Source organism: Klebsiella sp. PK01 (assembly GCF_057624675.1).
The window spans coordinates 648,358-671,604 of sequence record NZ_JBYEZM010000001.1 but is presented as its reverse complement, the minus strand read 5'-3'; the positions used below and the strand labels follow the sequence as shown (position 1 = coordinate 671,604).

At 56.1% G+C, this 23,247-nt stretch carries 20 protein-coding genes; 7 read left to right on the top strand and 13 right to left on the bottom strand.

All coding sequences use genetic code 11. The features are described 5' to 3' along the window. Window positions 1-33 precede the first annotated feature (33 nt). The 5 genes from yedF to malX form a co-directional block, all read right to left on the bottom strand. A complete protein-coding gene (gene yedF / locus AC22LX_RS03230; protein WP_015366840.1) occupies window positions 34-267 on the bottom strand; it encodes a sulfurtransferase-like selenium metabolism protein YedF in 234 nt (77 codons plus the stop codon). Continuing rightward, window positions 264-1,475 (bottom strand): selenium metabolism membrane protein YedE/FdhT, encoded by a 1,212-nt coding sequence (gene yedE, locus AC22LX_RS03225; RefSeq protein ID WP_045392423.1) that lies wholly within the window; start codon window positions 1,473-1,475, stop codon window positions 264-266. The genes yedF and yedE overlap by 4 nt, the downstream gene beginning before the upstream one ends. 164 nt (window positions 1,476-1,639) lie before the next feature. Further along, window positions 1,640-1,843, bottom strand: a complete 204-nt coding sequence (gene ydfZ, locus AC22LX_RS03220) for a putative selenium delivery protein YdfZ (RefSeq protein WP_015705242.1) — start codon at window positions 1,841-1,843, stop codon at window positions 1,640-1,642. A 92-nt stretch (window positions 1,844-1,935) separates the two neighbouring features. After that, window positions 1,936-3,120 (bottom strand): MalY/PatB family protein, encoded by a 1,185-nt coding sequence (locus tag AC22LX_RS03215; protein ID WP_063447904.1) that lies wholly within the window; start codon window positions 3,118-3,120, stop codon window positions 1,936-1,938. 48 nt (window positions 3,121-3,168) lie between these two features. Then, on the bottom strand, window positions 3,169-4,761 hold the full coding sequence (gene malX / locus AC22LX_RS03210) for a maltose/glucose-specific PTS transporter subunit IIBC (protein WP_047050057.1): 1,593 nt from the start codon (window positions 4,759-4,761) through the stop codon (window positions 3,169-3,171). Window positions 4,762-4,934: 173 nt separating this feature from the next. Between malX and AC22LX_RS03205 the strand changes: the two genes are divergently transcribed. After that, complete coding sequence (locus AC22LX_RS03205) at window positions 4,935-5,963, top strand: Mal regulon transcriptional regulator MalI (protein WP_015705245.1); 1,029 nt, start codon at window positions 4,935-4,937, stop codon at window positions 5,961-5,963. Window positions 5,964-6,042: 79 nt separating this feature from the next. Here the strand turns inward: AC22LX_RS03205 and AC22LX_RS03200 are convergent, their stop codons facing one another. Both AC22LX_RS03200 and manA read right to left on the bottom strand, forming a co-directional pair. Further along, window positions 6,043-7,536 carry a YdgA family protein gene (locus AC22LX_RS03200; protein WP_045392417.1) on the bottom strand — a complete coding sequence of 498 codons (1,494 nt, stop codon included), beginning with the start codon at window positions 7,534-7,536 and terminating at the stop codon, window positions 6,043-6,045. 97 nt (window positions 7,537-7,633) lie between these two features. Next, window positions 7,634-8,812 (bottom strand): mannose-6-phosphate isomerase, encoded by a 1,179-nt coding sequence (gene manA / locus AC22LX_RS03195; RefSeq protein WP_487333748.1) that lies wholly within the window; start codon window positions 8,810-8,812, stop codon window positions 7,634-7,636. A 196-nt stretch (window positions 8,813-9,008) separates the two neighbouring features. Here manA and fumA point away from each other — a divergent pair, with 196 nt between their 5' ends. Together fumA and fumC are read left to right on the top strand one after the other, a co-directional pair. Then, entirely contained in the window at window positions 9,009-10,655 is a 1,647-nt protein-coding gene (fumA, locus tag AC22LX_RS03190) for a class I fumarate hydratase FumA (RefSeq protein WP_032714392.1), read from the top strand. A gap of 144 nt (window positions 10,656-10,799) precedes the next feature. Further along, window positions 10,800-12,200: a class II fumarate hydratase gene (fumC, locus tag AC22LX_RS03185; protein ID WP_487333747.1), complete on the top strand. Its 1,401-nt coding sequence runs from the start codon at window positions 10,800-10,802 to the stop codon at window positions 12,198-12,200. Here fumC and tus read toward each other — a convergent pair. Both tus and rstB read right to left on the bottom strand, forming a co-directional pair. Then, a complete protein-coding gene (gene tus, locus AC22LX_RS03180) occupies window positions 12,190-13,122 on the bottom strand; it encodes a DNA replication terminus site-binding protein (RefSeq protein ID WP_015705252.1) in 933 nt (310 codons plus the stop codon). The genes fumC and tus overlap by 11 nt on opposite strands. Window positions 13,123-13,195: 73 nt before the next feature. Then, entirely contained in the window at window positions 13,196-14,497 is a 1,302-nt protein-coding gene (gene rstB, locus AC22LX_RS03175) for a two-component system sensor histidine kinase RstB (RefSeq protein WP_015705253.1), read from the bottom strand. A 190-nt stretch (window positions 14,498-14,687) separates the two neighbouring features. Between rstB and AC22LX_RS03170 the strand changes: the two genes are divergently transcribed. Then, entirely contained in the window at window positions 14,688-15,269 is a 582-nt protein-coding gene (locus AC22LX_RS03170) for a hypothetical protein (protein WP_045392405.1), read from the top strand. Between the two features lie 6 nt (window positions 15,270-15,275). Here the strand turns inward: AC22LX_RS03170 and rstA are convergent, their stop codons facing one another. After that, window positions 15,276-15,992, bottom strand: a complete 717-nt coding sequence (gene rstA, locus AC22LX_RS03165) for a two-component system response regulator RstA (RefSeq protein WP_015366827.1) — start codon at window positions 15,990-15,992, stop codon at window positions 15,276-15,278. Between the two features lie 125 nt (window positions 15,993-16,117). On the opposite strand from rstA, the gene AC22LX_RS03160 reads away from it, so the two are divergent. Beyond that, on the top strand, window positions 16,118-16,453 hold the full coding sequence (locus AC22LX_RS03160) for a GlpM family protein (protein ID WP_015366825.1): 336 nt from the start codon (window positions 16,118-16,120) through the stop codon (window positions 16,451-16,453). Here the strand turns inward: AC22LX_RS03160 and folM are convergent. The 3 genes from folM to ydgH form a co-directional block, all read right to left on the bottom strand. Beyond that, window positions 16,450-17,172, bottom strand: coding sequence for a dihydromonapterin reductase (folM, locus tag AC22LX_RS03155; protein WP_047064908.1), 723 nt, complete (start codon window positions 17,170-17,172; stop codon window positions 16,450-16,452). The genes AC22LX_RS03160 and folM overlap by 4 nt on opposite strands. Before the next feature lie 37 nt (window positions 17,173-17,209). Beyond that, window positions 17,210-18,592 (bottom strand): amino acid permease, encoded by a 1,383-nt coding sequence (locus tag AC22LX_RS03150; RefSeq protein ID WP_487333746.1) that lies wholly within the window; start codon window positions 18,590-18,592, stop codon window positions 17,210-17,212. A 177-nt stretch (window positions 18,593-18,769) separates the two neighbouring features. Next, on the bottom strand, window positions 18,770-19,720 hold the full coding sequence (gene ydgH, locus AC22LX_RS03145) for a DUF1471 family protein YdgH (RefSeq protein ID WP_032711543.1): 951 nt from the start codon (window positions 19,718-19,720) through the stop codon (window positions 18,770-18,772). Window positions 19,721-20,239: 519 nt separating this feature from the next. Between ydgH and pntA the strand changes: the two genes are divergently transcribed. Continuing rightward, entirely contained in the window at window positions 20,240-21,769 is a 1,530-nt protein-coding gene (gene pntA / locus AC22LX_RS03140; protein ID WP_045392560.1) for a Re/Si-specific NAD(P)(+) transhydrogenase subunit alpha, read from the top strand. A gap of 10 nt (window positions 21,770-21,779) precedes the next feature. Next, window positions 21,780-23,168 carry a Re/Si-specific NAD(P)(+) transhydrogenase subunit beta gene (gene pntB, locus AC22LX_RS03135; protein WP_020078971.1) on the top strand — a complete coding sequence of 463 codons (1,389 nt, stop codon included), beginning with the start codon at window positions 21,780-21,782 and terminating at the stop codon, window positions 23,166-23,168. Window positions 23,169-23,247 lie beyond the last annotated feature (79 nt).

Below are 23,247 nucleotides of genomic sequence, written 5' to 3'. Positions count from 1 at the left end.
TGACAGCCGGTAGCGTGCTACCGGCCCCTCGCGTCACTTTTGAATCAGATAGCGGATTGTCGGCCCGTCCTGCTGAATATCCAGCACGGTGTAGCCGTGATTTTTAGCATCGTGCGGGATGTTGTTGATTGACTGCGGACAGTCGCTCACCACTTCCAGTATTTCCCCTTTTTTTAGTGCCGGCATCGCTTCAAGCGTGGCCACGGCTGGGTAGGGGCAAGGTTCGCCAACCATATCGAGGCGGTAATCAGGAACGATCTCTTTCATGCGGTTTCCTTAATACGGGTCGCCGAAGTGTTTTTCTGGCGAAAGAAGTGTTTTTCCCAGGTGATGACCAACATCAGCGCGATAAACAGCAGCAGGTAGGTGATAAGCAGGCCGCCGAACGGACCAAAAGTCGTCAGCAGGTTAATCTTATCCCAGTTGGTGGCAAGCGTCGGCGATAAATCATCCCAGAAGTAAGCCAGCAGGGTGGAGCCGATAACGTTGCCTAACCCGACCCACCAATAATGTACCTGGCCTTCAACGGCGCGATACATCCAACCGGTTTCGCAACCACCGGCCAGTACGATGCCAAAACCGAACAGCAGGCCGCCAATTACCGCGTTTGGCCCGGCCCACATGATTTTGGGCTCCATGCCGAGCTGCACATAGCTAAAGATACCGATAGCGCTGGCCGCCATCCCGAAGATGATTGCTTTGGCCATATAGGTGCGTCCGGTCACCCACATATCGCGAAAGGCGGAGGTGAAACAGATTTGCGCTCGCTCGATGAGCAGGCCAAAAGCAACGCCGAACAGCAGGGCTAGGCCTAGTTTAGGCTGATTGGCGGCGGTCAGTAGCCCCCAGCCGATCATAGCGACAAATACCAGCATTCCCAGACGAAAGCGGCGACGCGCCTGCGCGGGTTTTTGAGTTAACGGTGAGGCCGCGAAGACTTTCTCAATTTTGACCGGGATACGGAAAACAGGCAGCAGCGTAAAGCGCGCGCCGAACCAGGTCCCGATAGCGGTGGCGATGGCGAAGAACCATGCGTGCAGGGAAAACTGCGGGATCCCGGTGAAGAAAGCCGCCAGGTTACAACCCATTGCCAGCCGGGCGCCGAAGCCAGCGATAATGCCGCCGGCCAGCGCCTGGAAAATGCGAATGCGGCTACGCGGCATCCGCAGCTTGACGTTATTCGCCCACAGCGCGGCGGCCAGGCAGCCGCCAAACATGCCAAGGATCATCATGCCGTCGATACGCGTTAACGGCGTACCTTCGAGATGAATTAATTGGTAGTAACCCCAGTTTTCGGCCGGAACGCCCATCATCTGCAGCAATTGGCCGCCCCAGCGGGTAAATTCGCCGGTGACTGCCCAGAATGTACCGGTAATGCCAAAATAGTAAGTAGAAAGAATACCGGCGGCGATCACCGCAGGCGCTGGCGCCCAAAACTTAATTAGCCAGGCTTGTTTGAATTGTTGCCATGTCATAGAAATGCCTCTGAACTCAGAAGGTAATTCGCCCCGAAAGGGCTTGAAGAGCCGCGATAATACGCCGCTTAGCTTTCAGAATCACTCGACGAGATCAAAAGCGGGAAGAATGCCTCATGAAAAAGGCCGCCAGTCAGGGCGGCCTTAAATCAACAACGCTGGAATTAATTAAAGCCCAGGCGAATAAGATTCAATGGGCAATACAATTCATGGCTACCGTCTAATTCTACGCAGTCACTGCGGCGCAGCTGTTCGCTGTTTTTATTGGCGCCATGAATAGCCTTAATCACTCCCGTCGCGCCGCTGTCGGCCACCATGACCCGGCTGCCGGCATCAATAGCATTACGGTTACGATCGTAGGTTTTCATCATTTCCTCCTCTGCATTGTCATTCGGACGTGATTGTTTCGCGTTGTTTTAATACTCCTGTGTGGTTAAAAAGTTTTTGAGATATATCAAAATTATTTTAATTGAGGGCGCAATGACCGCAGAGCGGCAATCAATCCTTGAACCCCTTTCTCAAGCTTCACCCGCGGGCATCCGGCATTTAGCCTGATGAAACCGTTACCCTCTTCGCCATAGGTATAACCCGGCATGATCGCGAGTTTTTGCTCTTCAATCAGCGCTTTTTGCAGCGCGCGATCGTCGATACCGAGTGGACGCAGATCGATCCACGCCAGATAGGTGGCCTGTGGCGGCTGCCAGTTTAGCTGCGGGAAGGCCTGATTCAGCTGCCCGGCGATATAGCGCATGTTTTCCTGCAGATAATCGCGTAGCGCATCCAGCCATGGCGCGCCCTGACGATAGGCGGCGATATGCGCGACCAGCGCCGGAACCGACGGAGAAGATAGTCCATCGCGGCCTTTCAGCGCTTGCAGATAGCCATCGCGCGAAGCAGTATCGGCGATGAGCCCATAGGCGCCGGTAAATGCCGGGATATTGAAGCTTTTTGAGCCCGACGTGAACAGCGCCCAGGGGCCCTGCGCAACGGCGCACCAGGGGGTATGATGGTGTTCGCCCCAGGTCATATCCATATGAATTTCATCGCTAATAACCCGGACGTTATGCTTCGCGCACAGCTGCGCCATGGTGGTCAGTTCATCGCGGCTCCAGACTTTGCCCGTCGGATTGTGCGGGCTGCACAGCAGCAAAATGCGGTTGTCGGGATGGGCGAGCGCGGCTTCCAGTTCGTTCATATCGCAACGCCACTCACCCTCATCAAGCTTGAGCGCCACCGGGGCAATGCGGCGCTGGTTGCCGTCGATAGTTTTGTAAAACGCGTCGTAAGCCGGAGTATGGACCACGATGCCGTCCCCCGGATTCGACCATTGCCGAATCATTTCGGCCACCATGTAGATAACCGACGGGCCGTAAACGATGGCGTCGTGGTCGATGGGGCTATGAAAACGGCTGGCGAACCAGTGGCTGACGGCCCCGAGAAATTCGTCGTTTTTCCAGCGGCTATAGCCAAAAACGCCGTGCGCCAGGCGCTGGCTGACGGCGTCGATAATACAAGGGGCGGTAGCGAAATCCATATCAGAGATAGTGAACGGCAGGAGGTCGGCGGCGCCGAAACGGTCGGCAACGTAATCCCATTGGGTGCACCAGGTACCGTGGCGATCGACTGGCGTGGCAAAATCAAACATCTGAACGTCCTTCGAAAATGCCCCCTACGCGTGGAAGGGGGCGTATGTTTAGGCCTGAACGGTATTCATCAGGGTGGCCATTTCATCTTTTACCGACTGAACCTGTGGGCCGATGACCACTTGCAGGTTGTGATCGTTAAGCTGGACCACGCCGATTGCGCGGTTGGCTTTCAGCGCGGCGGTATCGACTTTGCTCATGTCGTTCACCGACAGGCGCAGGCGGGTAATGCAGTTATCGAGCGTGACAATATTGTCGGCACCGCCGAGCGCGGCCAGAATCGCCGGCACGTTATAACCTGATTTGCCAATCGTTCCGGCAACCGCTTTTTCGATGTTAGTCGCCGTTTCGATATCGCGGCCCGGCGTTTTCAGATTGAAGCGGGTGATAGCGAAACGGAAGATACCGTAGTACACCGCGAACCAGATGGCGGCGACAACCGGCACCATATACCACTTGGTCGACAGCCCGTGCAGGATGCCAAAGACCACGAAGTCGATAATGTTGCCGTCGGTGTTGCCGATGGTGACGCCAAGTACCGCCATGATAGTGAAACCAAGGCCGGTCAGCAGGGCGTGGATGACGTACAGTACCGGCGCGACGAACAGGAACAGGAATTCCAACGGTTCAGTGGTACCGCCGACTACGCAGGCAATGACGCCAGAAATGAGCAGCCCTTTAATTTTATGACGGTTTTCTGGGCGGGCGCAGTGGTACATCGCCAGCGCCGCGCCGGGCAGGCCGCCGAGGAAGGCTGGCATTTTACCCTGTGACAGGAAGCGGGTCGCGCTTTCAGAGAAGCCGTGCGTCGTCGGACAACTCAACTGCGCCTGGAAGATGGTCAGCGCGCCGCTGACGCTGTGGCCGCAAACGTCCATGGTGCCCCCCGCTTCGGTAAAGCGGATCAGCGCCACCAGAATATGATGCAGGCCGAACGGCAGCAGCAGGCGTTCTCCGGTGCCGAAGATCATCGGGCCAAAATCGCCGGCGCTATTGATAACATGTCCTAGTCCGTTGATACCCATCGCGAACACCGGCCACACCAGTGGAATAACCAGGCCGACCAGGCCTAACACCACGGTGGTAATGATCGGCACAAAGCGCGTGCCGCCAAAGAAGGCCAGCGCGTCCGGCAGACGGATGTTGTGGAAGCGTTCGTGCAGTATCCAGACGATAATACCGGCGATCACCGCGCCGAGGATCCCAGTATCGATCGACTGAATACCGATAATATTCTGAATGTTGTTGGCCTTGAGGATCGCCGCGTCGGTCGTCGGCAGAATGCCTTTCGCCGTCAGCCAGAAGTTAACCGCGAGGTTCATGACCGCGTAGCCGACGAAGCCCGCGAAAGCGGCGACGCCTTTGTTTTCACGCGCCAGGCCGAGCGGAATAGCGATACAGAACATGACCGGCAGGAAGCTAAAAGCAAATGAGCCGACTTTACTCATCCAGACAAAAATCGCCTGCAGCAGCGGCACGTTTAGCCACGGCAGCAGCGTAATCACATCGTGGCTGCTTAACGAGCTGCCGATCCCCAGCATGATCCCGCAAAACGAGAGCAACGCCACGGGCAACATAAAGGTTTTTCCTAACTGCTGGAAAAACTCCCATAAGGTAATTTTTGGTGCTGTTTTCGCCGTCATACACGAATCCTGGTTCTGAAAAGGGTCGATAGGATGTAACGTAGCGGCAAGATAAAACGTTTTATCATTTTTTAGTGCGATAAAAATCACATAATCAAGCGATAATAAGGTTTATAAAGATAACATATTGATAAAACGTTTTATCGAAAGGCAAAGGGAGTCAGCCAGTCGTTATGGCTATCGCAAAAAAGACAACCATCAATGATGTGGCGCTGGCGGCTGGCGTCTCGGTTAGTACGGTATCGCTGGTGCTCAGCGGTAAAGGGCGCATCTCTTCGGCCACCGGCGAGCGCGTCAATCAGGCCATTGAGCAACTCGGTTTTGTGCGTAATCGCCAGGCGGCGTCGCTCCGCGGCGGGCAAAGCGGGGTGATTGGCCTTATCGTTAGCGATCTGTCCAAACCGTTTTATGCCGAACTAACCGCCGGGTTGACCGATGCGCTGGAATCACAGGGGAAAATGGTATTTCTGACCCAGGGCGGGCATCGCGGCGAGAAAATGCTCCAGCGTTTTGAAACGCTGGTCTCGCAGGGGGTGGACGGGGTGATTATCGCCGGCGCTATCGACAAGGGCGGCGAACTGCGCGATCGTGCCGCCGAAGTGGGGATGCCGCTGGTTTTTGCCTCCCGCGCCAGCTACCTGGACGATATTGACCTGATCCGCCCGGATAACATGCAGGCGGCGCAAATGGTAACGGAACATCTGATTCGCCGCGGTCATCAGCGCATCGCCTGGCTTGGCGGACAAAGCGCGTCCCTGACCCGCGCCGAACGGGTGGGCGGCTATTGCGCCACCTTATTGAAGTACGGCCTGCCGTTTCATAGTGAATGGGTTGTCGAGTGTGGCTCCAGTCAGCAGCAGGCGGCGGAAGCCATGATCGCGCTGCTGCGGCAAAACCCGACCATCAGCGCGGTGCTTTGCTATAACAGCGTCATCGCCACCGGGGCGTGGTTCGGTCTTCTGCGCGCCGGGCGGCAGAGCGGCGAGGGCAGCGTGGAAAGTTATTTTGAGCAACGCATCGCGCTGGCGGCCTTTGCCGAAGTGCCGGAAGCGGCGCTCGATGATGTTCCCTTGACCTGGGTGACCACCCCCGCGCGTGAGATGGGGAACAGTCTGGCGGAGTGTATTTTACGCCGCCTCGAGGAGGGGCAAGGCAGCGCGCGTAATCAGATTATGCCGCCGCGGCTGGTTATTAGAAAATAGGGGCCGCCTTCGATTAAGGTGGTTCCCGGGCTGTGGCTTACGCCTTGCCCGGGCAACCTGATTGCAGCCCGGTACGTTTTTACTGCTGCGGTTCGGCGGTGGGGAGCGTCAGGCCGAACATGGCGGCGAAATCAGCCAGCGGCATTTTCTGCCCGTTTAGCGTGACCTGGCCGTCGGCGTACTGCAGGCTGGAGGTAATCGCGTTATCTTCCATCGTGGTCAGACGGAACATCTGGCCCATCGCCGCCAGCCCTTTAACCTGCTGATCGGCAAGTTTTGCCGCATCCTCCGGCTGATAGCCTTCCAGCCCGGCAATCTGCGTCATCAGAGCGGTGGCCATATCCACCGGGATCACCAACTTGCCGTCCAGCGATTTAATGCTGCGGTCCAGTTCATCGGCGACGGTCTGCGGCGCGGCGGTCGTTTGCGCCGGATCCTGCATCAGCACCGACAGATTCAGGGTGCTTTCGCCTTTCGCGTTTTGCCAGCTCAGCGGGGAAATCGTCAGCGACGGATTACCTTTCAACAGAATCGGCAGCGAGCTAAAGAAGATTTCGCTTAACGCCTGCTGATAGAGCTCTGGATTCTGCGCCAACTCTGGCTTCGCCATCAGCGCCTGTGCCTGGGCGTTATACTGCTGGCTGAATTGATGCCACGCCTGTCCGTCGAGATTATCCAGCTTAACGGTGAGTTTGCCGCGGCCCATATCCTGGTTTTGCAGTTTCAGGCTGTTAAGGTTGTAATCAAGCTGGCTATTGATACGCTTGCCGTCATCGGAGAGCGTAGAGCGGCCGTCGATATTCATGCCTTCCAGCAGCGCCAGCTCTTTACCTTCAACGCCGATAGCCAGTTTATCAAGCGAGATCTTCTGCTTGCCGATACGCTCCTCAAAAGCGGTCATTTCGGTGGCGCCGTCAGCCTTCAGGTTGCTGAAATTGAGCTGAACTTTCTGGTTGTATTCGTTGACCGCGTTGATTTGCCCGCTGGCCGCTTCGCCGCTCAGGCTGATAGTTTTGCCATCGCGATCGGCATTGAGCTGGAACTGGCCGCCGCTAAAGATAACTTTTTCATTGTCTTTAGCGTAATCCAGCGGGTTAAGGAAGATGGCCGACTGGGTATCGCCGCTATAGGCAATACGGGTGTCGATGTTGAACGGCGCTTGCCCTTTAGCAATATCGAACAGCGCTTTGCTGGCGTCGTTATTCACGAGAGTCGTGTTGACGGAGGCCATTGCCGGCACGAGGTTAAAAGATTTTAACGAGGCAAGCGGGAAGGGGCCATGATCGACCTTTTCGTCAAACACCAGGCTTTGACCGGCGGCCAACAGGCTGTGTTCTTTACCGGCCTGCGGCTTTACCACCAATTGCAGATGGCTGCTGAATAACCCGCGCTGGTAGTCCTGATAGCTCAGCTCTACGCCCGCTTCCGGCGCGTTGCTCTGCAGTTGGGCGTTAGCCTGCTGCACCATTTCGGCAATACGATTTTCCAGTTGCTTACCGGTAAACCAGGCTCCGCCTGTCCAGACGACTCCGAGCGCGACGATAACTCCCGCGGCGACCAACGTTTTTTTCATAGCATTTGTCCATAAATGAAACCAGGCGGAACATGCCGCCTGGTTGTGTTGTCATGATGGGGGAAGTCTAGCAACTGCGGATTAAAAGTTCAGTAACTTACTTAAGCTTATTGAACACGCGCGCCAGACGACCCTGGCCGCTGACCTGTACCGGCGATTCGTTGCAGGCGATAAACGCCGATTCACCCGGCTGCAGGGTCAGACGCTGCTCGCCTTTACGCAGCGTTGCTTCGCCTTCCACGCAGAACAGAATCGCGGCGCTCTCTTGCGCCAGAGAGGCTTCATTGCTGGTCAGATCGTGCAACGAAAATGCGAAATCGTCGACCGGGATTGGGAAATCCAGCTCGCTGCCGCGTTGTTCCGGCTGGGTCAGCAGCTCAGCGGCAGGTTTGGCGACAAATTTCACGTTCGCCACCAGTTCCGGAATATCGATGTACTTCGGCGTCAGACCGGCGCGCAGCACGTTATCTGAGTTGGCCATCACTTCCAGCGCCACGCCCTGCAGGTAGGCGTGCGGGGTCTCGGCGAACAGGAACATCGCTTCGCCAGGGTTCAGTTTCACCACGTTGAGCAGCAGCGGGGAGAAGAGGCCGCTGTCATCCGGGTAGAATTCAGCAATCAGACGAATGGTCTGCCACGGTTCGCCCTGTTGGCGGTCGAGGGCGTTTTGCAGCACGCTGAGCGCATGCGCTTTTTCTTCACCTTTCATATTCAGCAGGCTGGCGAATAGCTGGCTTAAATGCGCGGCATCCGGCTGTTGAATGAATTCGCCAATTGCCGGATGTGCCTCGGCAACCGGCTGCAGCAGCGCGACAATTTCATTAAATTCGCGGAACGCGTTCATGGCGAGGAACGGCGTCAGGGCGAAGACCAGCTCCGGCTTGTGGTTGGGATCTTTATAGTTGCGCTCGGCGGCATCCAGAGGAATACCCGCGGCGTTCTCTTTGGCAAAGCCAATTTCCGACGCGCGTTTATTCGGGTGAACCTGGATGGAGAGCGGCTGGGCGGCGCACAGTACTTTGAACAAGAACGGCAGTTCGCCAAAATGCTCGGCGACGTTAGCGCCGAGGAGGGCATTTTTATCGGCTTCAATGACCTCGCGCAGCGACTGCGGCTGGCCGTCGGCGTTAAGGATCCGCGAGCTGCTTTTCGGGTGTGCGCCCATCCACAGTTCCGCCATCGGCAGGTTGTCCGGATTGGCGATACCGTAAAGGTCGGTTAACGCGGTGTGACTTCCCCATGCATAGTTTTGCACTGAGTTAATGAGCTTCTGCATTCTCAATCCCTGTTTCCACATAAAAATGTTGGCTCTATTAAACCAACAAATCGTCGAGAAGCAACTGCTGAAAGAAAAAGTCGTCCTTGTCTCAGTTTTTGTTAAAAAATTGTGTAAGATTGATCGACTCGCTTTTCTACAGGCAAATGGAGTGTCTGCCTGAAACATAATCAGCCAAGCAGTAAGTGAGAGTACAATGTCGAACAAACCGTTTGTTTATCAGGATCCTTTTCCGCTTAAAAAGGATGACACCGAGTATTATCTCCTCAGCAGTGATTACGTCTCCGTCGCCGAATTCGCCGGCCAGGAAGTTCTGAAGGTTGAACCTCAGGCGCTAACCTTACTGGCCCAACACGCGTTTCACGACGCCTCCTTTATGCTCCGCCCGGCACACCAGCAGCAGGTCGCGGATATCCTCAACGACCCGGAAGCCAGCGAAAACGACAAATACGTCGCGCTGCAATTCCTGCGTAACTCCGATATCGCCGCCAAAGGCATTCTGCCGACCTGTCAGGACACCGGTACCGCGATCATCATGGGGAAAAAGGGACAGCGCGTTTGGACCGGCGGCGGCGATGAAGCCGCGCTGGCGCAGGGCGTGTACAACACCTATATCCAGGACAATCTGCGTTACTCGCAGAACGCGCCGCTGGACATGTATAAAGAGGTCAACACCGGTACCAACCTGCCGGCGCAGATCGATCTTTATGCAACTGATGGCGATGAGTATAAGTTCCTCTGTATCGCCAAGGGCGGCGGCTCCGCGAACAAAACCTATCTGTACCAGGAAACGAAAGCGTTAATCACCCCGGCGAAGCTGAAAAACTACCTCGTCGAGAAGATGCGCACCCTCGGTACCGCAGCCTGTCCGCCTTACCATATCGCCTTTGTTATCGGCGGCACCTCAGCGGAAGCCACGCTGAAGACGGTGAAACTGGCCTCGACCAAATACTACGATGGTCTGCCGACCGAAGGTAACGAACATGGCCAGGCGTTCCGCGATGTGCAGCTGGAGCAAGAGCTGCTGCTGGAAGCGCAGAACCTCGGCCTCGGCGCGCAGTTCGGCGGCAAGTACTTCGCCCACGATATCCGCGTGGTCCGCCTGCCGCGTCACGGCGCCTCCTGTCCGGTGGGGATGGGAGTCTCCTGTTCCGCTGACCGTAACATCAAAGCTAAAATCAACCGCGACGGCATTTGGCTGGAGAAACTGGAGAGCAACCCAGGGAAATACATCCCTGAGCACCTGCGCCAGGCCGGCGAAGGCGAAGCCGTGAAGGTGAACCTCAATCAGCCGATGAGCGAGATTCTGGCGCTGCTGTCGCAGTATCCGGTGTCGACGCGTCTGTCGCTGAGCGGCACGATCATCGTGGCCCGCGATATTGCCCATGCCAAGCTTAAAGAGCTTATCGATAATGGCGAAGCGCTGCCGCAGTATGTCAAAGATCATCCGATCTACTACGCCGGCCCGGCGAAGACGCCGGATGGTTACGCCTCCGGTTCTCTGGGGCCGACGACCGCTGGCCGCATGGACTCGTATGTCGATCTGCTGCAATCGCACGGGGCGAGTAAAATCATGCTGGCTAAGGGTAACCGCAGCCAGCAGGTGACCGATGCCTGCCATAAACACGGCGGTTTCTATCTCGGTAGTATCGGCGGCCCGGCGGCGGTTCTCGCGCAACAGAGTATCCGCAGCCTCGAGTGCGTGGCTTATCCGGAGCTGGGAATGGAAGCTATCTGGAAAATCGAAGTGGAAGATTTCCCGGCCTTTATCCTCGTTGATGATAAAGGTAACGACTTCTTCCAGCAGATCCAGACGTCGCAGTGCTCGCGCTGCGTGAAGTAAACGAGACCGCCCTTCGGGGCGGTTTTTGTTTGGGCCGCTTAGCGGCACGAACTACCAAAACAACTAATAAATCTGGTTAATACTTAATCCTTTAAGCAGGTGAGCTTTGTCGCTATGACGCACTTTGAATCCAAGGAGAAAGTAATGACAACGCATCGCAGTGAAAAAGACTCGATGGGCGCCATCGACCTCCCGACCGATAAACTTTGGGGCGCGCAGACCCAGCGCTCGCTTGAGCATTTCCGTATCTCAACGGAGAAAATGCCTGGTGAACTGATCTACGCGCTGGCGCTGACCAAACGCGCGGCGGCGAAGGTTAACCAGGACCTGGGGCTGCTGGCGGCGGATAAAGCGGGCGCCATCATCGCCGCCGCGGATGAAGTCCTCGCCGGCAAGCATGTGCAGGAGTTCCCGTTAGCTATCTGGCAAACCGGCTCCGGTACCCAAAGCAACATGAATATGAACGAAGTGCTGGCTAACCGTGCGAGCGAGTTGCTTGGCGGCGAGCGCGGCATGGGGCGCAAAATTCATCCCAATGATGACGTCAATAAAAGCCAGAGCTCGAATGATGTTTTTCCAACAGCCATGCACGTCGCGGCGCTAATCGCGTTGCGCGAGAAGCTGCTCCCGCAGTTACAGGCGCTGCGGGCCACGCTACAGGAAAAGTCGCTGGCCTTCGGTGACATTGTTAAAATTGGCCGCACTCACTTGCAGGACGCTACGCCGCTGACGTTAGGGCAGGAGATCTCCGGTTGGGTCGCGATGCTGGAACATAATCTCCGCCATATTGAACACAGCCTACCGCATCTCGCAGAGCTGGCGCTGGGCGGTACGGCGGTTGGCACCGGCTTGAATACGCACCCGGAATATGCGGTGCGGGTGGCGGCGGAACTGGCGTCGCTTAGCGGTCTGCCATTCGTCACCGCGCCCAACAAATTTGAAGCGCTGGCCACCGTGGATGCGCTGGTTCACGCCCACGGCGCGCTGAAGGGGCTGGCGGCTTCGCTGATGAAAATCGCCAACGATGTGCGCTGGCTGGCCTCCGGGCCGCGCTGCGGCATAGGTGAAATCGCCATTCCGGAGAACGAACCGGGATCCTCCATTATGCCCGGCAAGGTCAACCCGACGCAGTGCGAAGCGTTGACGATGCTGTGCTGCCAGGTGATGGGTAACGACGTGGCGGTGAATATCGGCGGCGCGTCAGGGAACTTTGAGCTTAACGTCTATCGGCCAATGGTCATCCACAATTTCCTGCAGTCGGTACGCCTGCTGGCAGACGGCATGGAGAGCTTTAATGAGCACTGCGCGGTGGGTATTGAGCCGAACCGCGAGCGAATCAACCAGTTGCTTAATGAGTCGCTGATGCTGGTGACCGCGCTCAATACCCATATCGGCTACGATAAAGCGGCGGAGATCGCCAAAAAAGCGCACCATGAAGGGTTGACGCTGAAAGCCGCGGCGCTATCGCTTGGTTACCTGACGGAAGCCGAATTCGATAGCTGGGTGCGTCCGCAGGATATGGTTGGCAGCCTCGCTACTCGCTAGCCAGCCATAAATGCAGACGCGGGATCAGTAATCGTAACGACTGTGCCTGCGGCTTGTGGCGGTACTGCACGTTATCAGCATCGTAATTCAAAAGTTCGCCGAGATCCGGCACGCTAACCCCGTGGGTGCCGGAGATTAGCGCAATCAGCGGGCCGGGGCAGGCGTACTGCACCTGCTTCTGCTCGCCGGCATACCACACCCGGGCAATCGGCTGTACCTTGACCGGGCGTTTGATTTTCAATTTTGCCCGCTGCGGCAGGGCAGCGATATCCTGAAATTCCCGTTCCAGCTTGCTTTGCCACTGTTCGCGGGTCCAGGGCGGCACCGCGCGCGGCGATTGCAGGCTCTTCTCTAACTGCATTAATACTTCATCGCGGGTCAGATTTTTAATCACATGCTTATTGGCCCAGCCGAAGCGGATGGTGCTGGGGTCGCACAGCGGCGTCAGCGTACGATAGGCGCTGAGGGTAATCAGGCCGGGCAGGTGGCGGTGAACCCATTCGAAACGCGCGGCGGCCGGCAAACCGGAATCGACGGTAACTATTTTCTCAAACGCCGCTTTCAGCGCGTTAATGGCGCTGATTTTCTCCAGCAGCTCTGCCTGCTGTTGCGTATCAACCGCCAGGCAAATCGCCCCGGGGAGGCGTACCGCCGCCTTGCTGCTGCGGTTTTCCGATTGCTGCTGAATAAACAGATGGCTGTAGTGCCTGAGCGCCATCTCCAGCGCGCTTTGGCCGACGTGCTGGGTGACCTGAATGGTATCCAGCGGCGCGTGCTCCGCCTCTTTGCTCACCGCCGGCAATTCGAAAACCCGCGCCGCCAGCAGACGGCAGCGGCTCAGCGACGCTTTGAAGGTTTGTAATTCGCGCTCAAGCTCACGAAAGGTGTCATTTAAGCGCGCAACGAGGTCGTAGCTAGCCATGATTACCGCCTTAGTTACAACATACTGTTTGAATATAAACTATACGCAGGCCGTAACGCCTGCGCAAGTTCGGCTAAGCAGAAGTAAAAGCGGGAAGCTGGTGGTAAATAGGCCAGCTGAAAATGAACGCCGCGCCGCCGAGCGAGCTTTCGTCGCAGCGGACTTCACCGGCCATCGCCTGAGCAATACTGTGTACGATAGCCAGCCCCAGGCCGCAGCCGCCGGTGGCGCGATCGCGGCTAGGATCGAGACGGACAAACGGCTCGAATACCCGTTCGCGTTCCTCGAGGGCGATACCCGGGCCATCATCTTCCACTCGTAGCGTCGCCCGTGAACCGGCCAGCGACAGGCTGATATGAATATGTTGATGGCTGTAGCGCAGGGCATTATTGACCAGGTTATCCAGCACGCGCTCCATTAAACGCATATCCAGCGCGCCGTAGTCGCCGGCCGTCAGCTGGCGCAACGCGACTTCACGCTGCGGATTGACCAGTTGAATGTCCTCGACGTGCGCGCGGATCCAGGCCGGGAAATCCGGGGTGGTCAGGTTGAGTTCGTTCTGCGGGCGATCGAGACGAGCGTAGGTCAGTAATTCTTCAATCAGCGCTTCCAGTTGCCCGATATCGCGATTGAGAGCCTGCGACTCGGCCTCGGTCAGATTTTCGCTCATCTCCAGGCGATAGCGCAGGCGCACCAGCGGCGTGCGTAGTTCATGAGCGATACCGTCAATAAGCTGTTTTTTACTGGCTATCAGGGCGTTGATATTATCCGCCATTTGGTTAAAGGCCACGCCGAGTCGCTCGAAGCTCGACATGCTATCGAAATGGATGCGCTCGCTAAAATGGCCTTCGCCGAAGCGCTGTGCGGCGGTTTCGATACGCAACATATCCTGCCAGTGTGGACGCATCCAGATAAACACCGGAAAAGCCAGTGAAATAGCGATAAACGCCATCAGCGCGACGTCCAGCAGGCGCATCTCATGCAAAAAATAGAGATAGGGCACCGGGCCGACTGATAATACGTAATGGCTGCGCGGGATGCGTTGAATGAAGGTGTACTGATCGTCCAGCGCCACGATATCCCCCGCGCGCAGGTGCTGCATCGAGCTTTCCGACAGCTTGAATTTGCTTAACGGTTCAATGTGCAGATCGAAAGAGAGGTTGAGGTCCAGCTCTTTCAGCGTGTTGCTCCAGTCGCGCGGCGGGATCTCGCGCAGTTCGCTGCGCATCAGATACAGCGAGCTTTTCATCAGATCGTCCAGCGACTGGCGACCGGCGCGCTCGGCGGTGAATTTATACACCAGGCCGACCAGCATGGTCATGACCAGGAAGCAGACGAACAGCAAAAGGTAAAACTGCACAAACAGTTTTTTCATTAATCATCACCGGTCATTAACTGGGTTATCTCGCGTCAAAAGATTCTACAGGAGAAGGATCCCGCTCGGCAAAGTTCTCACAGAGGCGCCAGGCCAAATGGCCGATGGCCGTATTGTGCCATTTTCCCGGTCTGCCAGACGCCAGCCTCTCTGTTAATTTAAGCGCCCCTTAAATGATGGAGAGCGCCAGATGACTAAGCCCGTGTATTTGCATACTGATAATGATGTTGAGATTTTAAAAACCTTCGATATGGTCCTTAGCCATATGCAGGCGATCGCCGACCCTTATCAGTGGAAGTGGGTGATTACCGGCTGGCACAGCATCCTGCAGAACGCGATGGTGTTGGCGCTGTGTCAGGGCAATGACTTTCAGGTCTACCTGGCCGACGGTAAAGCGTCGACACAAGAAATCTTTCAGCAAATCTGTAACGACGATTTCACCAACATCGACAAGCTGCAGCTGCCGTCCTTCATGGCGCTATACCGTGCGACGAGGGAGAGCAGCGCATTCACACCCAGCGAAGTCTGTACGGTGGCGGTGGGCAAGCTTCACCAGCTGCGTAATGATTTCATCCACTATCATCCGCGAGGCTGGAGTCTACAGGTCGATGGTTTACCGCAATGGATTCTGGCGAGCGGTGAATTACTGGATCATTTCCTCGCCAGCGGTGAGGTCGTACGCTGGTATGACGAAAACGATGAAAAGGCATTCAGAGAGAAATACGCTGAATTTCAAGACCGACTACATGGCGTGATATCGGTCTATTCCTGACACCGATTAATTATCCCAGGCGTGCGGAGCGAACAGATAACCTTTGTTGCGCACCGTCTTGATGCGGTAGGGCTCGTTGGCGTTGTCGAGCAGCTTTTTACGCAGGCGTGAAATCGCGACATCGACGCTGCGATCCATGCCGTCGTAGCTGACGCCACGGAGATTTTTCAACAGCGCATCGCGATCCATAATCTGCCCGGCATGGGTCGCCAGCTCCCACAGCAGGTCGAAATCGGCGGTGGACAAAGCAACGTTGTCGCCACCGAGCAATACCTGACGGTTAACCGGGTCGATCGACAGCGAACCAAAGACAATGGCTTTATGCGGCGTCAGGGTTGCGGGAGCAGGCATCGACGGCGAAGCCACATGCTGGCGCAGATGCAAACGTAACCGGGCCAGCAGCACCGCAGGCGGGGTGGTCTTGAGGATATAATCACTGGCGCCCATCTCCAGCGACAGAATATGGTTCATATCGCTATCGAGCGAGGTCAGCAACACGATCGGACCCTGCCACTGGCTGCGCAGGTCGCGGCACAGCGTCATTCCGTCTTTGCCAGGCAGCATGATATCCAGCAGTACCAGATCGGGTTGTTCACGAGCAATAACCTCTTCGGCCCGGTCGCCGCGCGGTTCAACGACCACGTCCATATCATGCTTCCCCAGATAGGCGGCGATAAGCGCGCCAACTTCGGGCTCATCCTCAACAAAAACGATCTTATTCATATCTTACGCGTATAAATTAAAAAGCTAACATACACCGCCCGCAAATTGCCCGCCATTAATCTTTCATAAACAAATGTTCTTCCGTTATGCTGGTAGAAATTGTTGTTCAAATGTTAAGGCATAAAATGGGGCTGTTGATTAAAGCGCTGCTGGGAGCGCTGGTGGTGGTACTGATAGGCGTACTGTCAAAAACCAAAAATTACTATATTGCCGGTTTAATTCCGTTATTTCCGACCTTCGCGCTTATTGCCCACTATATCGTCGCCAGCGAGCGCGGCATTGAAGCGCTGCGCACAACTATCGTCTTCGGCATGTGGTCAATCATCCCGTATTTTATCTACTTACTTTCGTTATGGTACTTCACCGGCGTAATGCGCCTGCCTTACGCGCTGGCAGGCGCGGTGATCTGCTGGAGTCTGGCGGCCTGGCTGCTGATCCTCGGCTGGAGCCGTTTCCACTAGCGCAGCGGTCGGCCGCCGTCGACCGCGAAAGAGCGGCCGGTGACGTAGCAGCTGGTGAACAGATAATCGATGAGGTCGATAATCTCTTTTTCACCCGGTGCGATTTTCATCAGCGATTTATCCAGCGCCTGTTTACGGTATTCAGCGTCATCATGCTCGTTGAACATAATCAGCGATGGCGCGATGGCGTTGACCTTCACTTCCGGGGCCAGCTTACGGGCGAAAGAGCGGGTCATATTATCAAGCGCCGCTTTACTGGCGGCATAGGCGATATGCTTATCGCTGCCGCGTTCCACCACGTAGTCGGTAATGTGAATAATATCGCTGGCGGCGTGACCAAAACCGCGCAGCAGGCTCTCCAGCGCGTGGTTAAGCAGATAGGGCGCGTGGACGTGAATTTGCATCATCCGCGATATCACCGTGGATAACGGCACCCCCGGTTTCTCCGCCATCCAATCACTGGCGTTATGAATAATCGCGCGCAGGCCGCTGGTCTGCGCCTTCACCGCTTCCGCGAAGGTAAGAATACCGTCGTCGCTACTGAAATCGGCCTGCAGACACACCGCGCCGGCTTCGCGCAGGGTGTCAATCGATGGATAATGCTGGCGATAGCTGACGATCACCGGTTGCTGCTGGTTTAAAAAATGGTGTGCCAGAGCGAGGCCGATACGGCGGCCTGCTCCCGTGATCAGGACCGGACGAGGCTGTGCTTCAGCCATGGGTATCTCCTTTCAAGTTCAGCGGTAGGGCAACCGCTTACCCCACCAGCATCCACGTTGCCGGAACGGCGGCAACCAGCAAAAAACCAATTAATGCCATTTCACGGCGTTTGAGCATGCGATCGTGCTGGTGCGTACGGCGGGCGTACAGGAAAACCAGAAGACCCGGAGCGTAAAGTACCACCGACAATAACAAATGCACAGGACCGGACGCATACAATAACCATAAGCCATAAACGCACGCGCCGACACCCACGGCTTTATGTAACGGACGTACGGCAATCCTAAGCAGGAAAGCGCCGACGAGGAAATAGGGCACCAGAATCATTTCTGAGGCGATGGTTAGCAGGGTACCGTAGTCGGATCCGGTAAGCCAAATCAGCACCAGACAAATCTGCACGCTGATGTTGGTCAACCACAGCGAGGAAGAGGGGGCATTATTTTTATTGGTTTTGGCGAACAGGCGTGGGAACGCTTTATGCGTCGCCGCCAGATACGGCACTTCAGCGGCCATAATGGTCCAGCTTAAATAGGCGCCGCAGACGGAGATAATTAATCCCGCGGCGATCACTACCTCGCCCCACGATCCCATCATCTTGACCATCAGGCCAGCCATCGACGGGTTGCGCATTTCAGCCAGTTCCGGGCGGGCGACAACGCCCAGCGACAGCAGGGTGACCAGCAGATAAACCGCCAGCGCCGAGACTACCGCCAGCAGCGTCGCGCGGCCAACGTCGCGCTTATGACGGGCGCTGGCAGAGACCACTACCGCGCCCTCCACGCCGATAAATACCCACAGGGTAATCAGCATGGTGTTTTTCACCTGTTCCCATACCGGTACGCCGAGCGCGATACCGCTGAAGTCGAGACGGAAAGTATCGAGCCGGAACGCGATAGCGGCCAGCGCCACAAACGCGCCGAGCGGCAACAGCTTCGCCAGCGTCGCCACCAGGTTAATGCCTGCCGCGGTCTGTACCCCACGCAGCACCAGAAAATGGACCACCCAGAGCAGCACGGACGCGCCGACGATCGCCTGCCAGGTGTTACCGTCACCAAAAATACGCATCTCCGGCGTATCGGTGAAGAAACTCAGGGCCGAGAAGACGATAACCAGGTAGGAGACGTTGGCAATCACCGCGCACAGCCAGTAGCCCCAGGCGGAACAGAAACCGATCAGCTCGCCAAAACCTTCCCGGGCATAGGTAAAGATGCCGCCATCCAGTTCCGGGCGGATACGGGTCAGCAATAGCATGGCGAATGCGAGGAATAAAATCCCGACGCCGGTGATGGCCCAGCCGATAAGCAGAGCGGATGGGCTGGCGACGGCAGCCATGTTTTGCGGCAAACTGAAAACGCCCGCGCCCAGCATGGAGCTGAGTACCAGTGCGGTCAGGGCGCTAAGGCCCAGTTTCTTTTCCATTGTATTCCCGAGGTGGCAACAGTGAATCAAGAATATTTATTTGGCGAAATCGCATAAAAATGGAGGATTACGCTAAGGCGCGGGATTTTACGGAGTGTCTTGTACGCATGCAATGGCGGCGGGCGAAAAAATGCAAAAAGGCGACATCATGTCGCCTTTTTGAGCAGCTGAAACCGATTACTTATACAGGTCGGCGCTAATGGTGATGTTACCGCCACGTTCCTGCCACTGGCGGGTGATGTGGTAGTATTTCGCTCCTTTCTTCGCCGCGCGTTTCGCGGTCTGATAGGAGATTTCCGTCATGTTGCCGTAGTTACCGGTGAATTTGATGCTATCAAACGGCACCATCTGCGCGGCGGTGATTTTGTTCACCTCTTCGACTTTCGTGCCGTCCGGCAAGGTGACAGTGTAACGTCCGCCTTTCGACGATTGGGTTTCGTAGAACAGACCTACGCCGGTACCGGCGCCGACCGCGGCAGAGGAGGCCACGCCTGGGATTTCGACGTTTTTAGCCGCTTCGCCGCCTTTAGCCAGAGCGGCGCGACCGGCTTCGGAATCAGCAGGAATCGCATCCGGGCTCTGCAGTACGCGCTTCTGCGCATCCTTTTTATAAATATAAGCGGTGATGCGCTGGTTGCCGCCCTGGTTGGCGTCAACCTGGCGGACGATGAAGAAGGCATACGCGCCTTTAGCTTTTGCCGCTTTGGCGATGGCGTCGTTGACTTCCGGCTGGCTACGGTAGAAGCCCTGCACGGTTACGGTGTCATACGGCATCAGCGCGACGGCCTGATCTTTCGGCAGTTCCATCACGCCGTTAATAATACGGTTTTTCGGGGTATCCGCCTGCGGGGCGTTTTCTTTATAAAAATCCGCCGTTACGCGCCAGTTGCCGCCGTTGCCGAAATCTGAGGTGTCGACAACATAAAAGGAAGCTGCGCCATCTTTATCCGCCTTGCGGGAAACCGCCTGTACGGCATCGCCAATCGCGTTAAAACGGCCAGTGACGACGACGCGGTCATAGGGCTTCAGCGCTGCCGCTTGCTCCGGAGTCAGCTCGGTCGCTGCATGGGCAGACAACGCGGTGGTAGCCAGAAGAGCAGACGCCAGGAGTGTGTTCTTAAGCTTCATAAAAATAATCCTTTGCCTTGCGCAAACCATGTACTGGTATTGTTGTTGACTGAAAACAGGTGATTATTGCATTTAAACAACGTAACTGTCTGCGTCATTTTTCACTTCCCGCCCGAATCGTTCGTTACAAAAATATAACAAATACTGATATGTTGAAAAAACAGCCCCTTGAACAGCAAAATCGATAATCAATATCACTTTTATAAGTTAACGTAATGTTAATGCAATGATACTAGCGGTAATAAATGGCGAATTAACCGCAAAGGTAAGCGAATTATCAGGTTCTGGCATAAAATTAAGGCAAATATTGCTGCCTGACGCAGTCAGGACTAATTTTTCTCAATAAAATCAAAAATTCTGTTTTAACGATGTAGATCACAATCGGTATTTTCAGTAGGTTATAAAAAGTTTGTTACTGTTTCATTTTCCAGATGAATACCTGTGCGGCGTTTTTGCGCCGCCGCTGGCGCATTTGTGAAAAAAATAAACCATCATCAAAAACCGATGGAAGGGAAAACTATGCGAATTGGGATACCAAAAGAGAGCTTAGCTCAGGAAACCCGGGCCGCTGCGACGCCGAAGACGGTCGAGCAGCTGCTTAAGCTCGGGTTTAGCGTGGCGGTCGAGAGCGGGGCCGGGAAACTGGCGAGCTTCGACGATGAAGCCTTCGAACAGGCGGGCGCAGAAATCGTCAGCGCGGATAACGTCTGGCACTCCGACGTTATCCTCAAGGTTAACGCGCCGAACGATGCGGAAATTGCGAAGCTCAACCCGGGCACCACGCTGGTGAGTTTCATCTGGCCGGCGCAGAATCCGGATCTCATGGAAAAGCTGGCCGCTCGCGGTATCAACGTCATGGCTATGGACTCGGTGCCGCGTATTTCCCGCGCCCAGTCGTTAGATGCGCTGAGTTCGATGGCTAACATCGCCGGTTATCGCGCGATTGTCGAAGCGGCGCACGAATTCGGCCGCTTCTTTACCGGCCAGATCACCGCTGCGGGTAAAGTACCGCCTGCGAAGGTGATGGTAATCGGCGCAGGCGTCGCCGGCCTCGCAGCGATCGGCGCGGCGAACAGCCTCGGCGCCATCGTCCGCGCCTTCGATACCCGTCCGGAAGTGAAAGAACAGGTGCAGAGTATGGGCGCCGAGTTCCTTGAACTGGACTTTAAAGAAGAAGCGGGCAGCGGCGATGGTTATGCCAAAGTCATGTCTGAAGCCTTTATCAAAGCCGAAATGGCGCTGTTCGCCGCGCAGGCTAAAGATGTCGATATCATTGTCACCACCGCGCTGATCCCGGGTAAACCGGCGCCGAAGCTGATTACCCGCGAAATGGTTGACTCCATGAAGTCGGGCAGCGTGGTTGTCGACCTGGCGTCGCAAAACGGCGGCAACTGCGAATACACCGTGCCGGGCGAAGTCGTGACCACCGCTAACGGCGTGAAAATTATCGGTTATACCGACCTGCCGGGTCGTCTGCCGACGCAATCTTCCCAGCTCTACGGCACTAACCTGGTAAACCTGCTGAAGCTGCTGTGCAAGGAAAAAGACGGCAATATCACCATCGATTTCGACGATGTGGTGGTACGTGGCGTTACCGTGGTCCGCGAGGGCGAAATTACCTGGCCGGCGCCGCCGATTCAGGTATCCGCGCAGCCGCAGGCGGCGGCGAAAACCGTCGAAGCGCCAAAAGAAGAGGCCAAACCAGGCTCGCCGTGGCGTAAATACGCGCTGATGGCGCTGGCGATTATCCTCTTTGGCTGGCTGGCGAACGTCGCGCCTAAAGAGTTTCTGGGTCACTTTACCGTCTTCGCGCTCTCCTGCGTAGTCGGCTACTACGTGGTGTGGAACGTGTCGCACGCGCTGCACACGCCGCTCATGTCGGTAACCAACGCCATTTCAGGGATCATTGTCGTTGGGGCATTGCTGCAGATAGGGCACGGCGGCTGGGTCAGCTTCTTGAGCTTTATCGCGGTGCTGATCGCCAGCATTAATATTTTTGGTGGTTTCACCGTCACTCAGCGCATGCTGAAAATGTTCCGCAAAAACTAAGGGGTAGCACATGTCTGGAGGATTAGTTACAGCTGCATACATTGTTGCCGCTATTCTGTTTATCTTTAGCCTTGCGGGGCTGTCAAAGCACGAAACGTCGAAGCAGGGGAACCTGTACGGCATCGCCGGGATGGCGATTGCGCTGATTGCCACCATTTTTGGGCCGGACAGCGGTAACGTCGGCTGGATCATCGTGGCGATGGTTATCGGCGGGGCGATTGGTATCCGTCTGGCGAAGAAAGTCGAAATGACCGAGATGCCGGAGCTGGTGGCGGTGCTGCATAGCTTCGTTGGTCTGGCGGCGGTGCTGGTTGGCTTCAACAGCTATCTCGACCACGGACCGGGCCTCGATCAGGTGCTGGCGAATATTCACCTGACCGAAGTATTCCTCGGTATCTTTATCGGCGCCGTAACCTTCACGGGCTCGATCGTTGCCTTTGGTAAGCTGCGCGGCAAAATTTCGTCAAAACCGCTGATGTTGCCGAATCGCCACAAGCTGAACCTGGCGGCGCTGGTCATTTCCTTTCTGCTGCTGGTGGCCTTCGTGCGTACCGACAGCACCGGAACCCAGGTACTGTGCCTGCTGGTGATGACCATTATCGCCCTGGCGTTCGGCTGGCACCTGGTGGCGTCTATCGGCGGCGCGGATATGCCAGTCGTGGTATCGATGCTGAACTCCTACTCCGGTTGGGCGGCGGCGGCGGCGGGCTTCATGCTCAGCAACGACCTGCTGATCGTGACCGGCGCGCTGGTTGGTTCTTCCGGTGCCATCCTCTCCTACATTATGTGTAAGGCGATGAACCGTTCGTTTATCAGCGTTATCGCCGGCGGTTTCGGCACCGATGGCGGCAGTTCCAGCGGCGATGAAGAAGTCGGTGAGCATCGTGAAATCAGCGCCGAAGAGACGGCTGAAATGCTGAAAAACTCGCATTCCGTGATCATCACGCCGGGCTACGGTATGGCGGTGGCGCAGGCGCAGTATCCGGTCGCGGAAATCACCGAGAAGCTGCGCGCGCGCGGTATCAAGGTGCGCTTCGGCATCCACCCTGTCGCCGGGCGACTGCCGGGGCATATGAACGTGCTGCTGGCGGAAGCGAAAGTACCTTACGACGTGGTGCTGGAAATGGACGAAATCAACGATGATTTCGCCGATACCGATACCGTACTGGTGATCGGCGCGAACGACACCGTCAACCCGGCGGCGCAGGACGATCCGAAGAGCCCGATCGCCGGTATGCCGGTGCTGGAAGTGTGGAAGGCGCAAAACGTGGTGGTCTTCAAACGTTCGATGAACACCGGCTATGCTGGCGTGCAGAATCCGCTGTTCTTCAAAGAGAACACCCACATGCTGTTTGGCGACGCTAAAGCCAGCGTGGATGCCATTCTGAAAGCGCTGTAATAGCGCAACGCTCTAAGCCGTCTCTGTTGAGACGGCTTTTTTATATAGACAGTGAAACCATGATTTTGCTCATAAAGTG

Bases quoted from the DNA above. Each gene is read 5' to 3' on its own strand.
- yedF (WP_015366840.1), bottom strand. From the start codon at position 267: ATGAAAGAGATCGTTCCTGATTACCGCCTCGATATGGTTGGCGAACCT.
- yedE (WP_045392423.1), bottom strand. From the start codon at position 1,475: ATGACATGGCAACAATTCAAACAAGCCTGGCTAATTAAGTTTTGGGCG.
- ydfZ (WP_015705242.1), bottom strand. From the start codon at position 1,843: ATGAAAACCTACGATCGTAACCGTAATGCTATTGATGCCGGCAGCCGG.
- AC22LX_RS03215 (WP_063447904.1), bottom strand. From the start codon at position 3,120: ATGTTTGATTTTGCCACGCCAGTCGATCGCCACGGTACCTGGTGCACC.
- malX (WP_047050057.1), bottom strand. From the start codon at position 4,761: ATGACGGCGAAAACAGCACCAAAAATTACCTTATGGGAGTTTTTCCAG.
- AC22LX_RS03205 (WP_015705245.1), top strand. From the start codon at position 4,935: ATGGCTATCGCAAAAAAGACAACCATCAATGATGTGGCGCTGGCGGCT.
- AC22LX_RS03200 (WP_045392417.1), bottom strand. From the start codon at position 7,536: ATGAAAAAAACGTTGGTCGCCGCGGGAGTTATCGTCGCGCTCGGAGTC.
- manA (WP_487333748.1), bottom strand. From the start codon at position 8,812: ATGCAGAAGCTCATTAACTCAGTGCAAAACTATGCATGGGGAAGTCAC.
- fumA (WP_032714392.1), top strand. From the start codon at position 9,009: ATGTCGAACAAACCGTTTGTTTATCAGGATCCTTTTCCGCTTAAAAAG.
- fumC (WP_487333747.1), top strand. From the start codon at position 10,800: ATGACAACGCATCGCAGTGAAAAAGACTCGATGGGCGCCATCGACCTC.
- tus (WP_015705252.1), bottom strand. From the start codon at position 13,122: ATGGCTAGCTACGACCTCGTTGCGCGCTTAAATGACACCTTTCGTGAG.
- rstB (WP_015705253.1), bottom strand. From the start codon at position 14,497: ATGAAAAAACTGTTTGTGCAGTTTTACCTTTTGCTGTTCGTCTGCTTC.
- AC22LX_RS03170 (WP_045392405.1), top strand. From the start codon at position 14,688: ATGACTAAGCCCGTGTATTTGCATACTGATAATGATGTTGAGATTTTA.
- rstA (WP_015366827.1), bottom strand. From the start codon at position 15,992: ATGAATAAGATCGTTTTTGTTGAGGATGAGCCCGAAGTTGGCGCGCTT.
- AC22LX_RS03160 (WP_015366825.1), top strand. From the start codon at position 16,118: ATGGGGCTGTTGATTAAAGCGCTGCTGGGAGCGCTGGTGGTGGTACTG.
- folM (WP_047064908.1), bottom strand. From the start codon at position 17,172: ATGGCTGAAGCACAGCCTCGTCCGGTCCTGATCACGGGAGCAGGCCGC.
- AC22LX_RS03150 (WP_487333746.1), bottom strand. From the start codon at position 18,592: ATGGAAAAGAAACTGGGCCTTAGCGCCCTGACCGCACTGGTACTCAGC.
- ydgH (WP_032711543.1), bottom strand. From the start codon at position 19,720: ATGAAGCTTAAGAACACACTCCTGGCGTCTGCTCTTCTGGCTACCACC.
- pntA (WP_045392560.1), top strand. From the start codon at position 20,240: ATGCGAATTGGGATACCAAAAGAGAGCTTAGCTCAGGAAACCCGGGCC.
- pntB (WP_020078971.1), top strand. From the start codon at position 21,780: ATGTCTGGAGGATTAGTTACAGCTGCATACATTGTTGCCGCTATTCTG.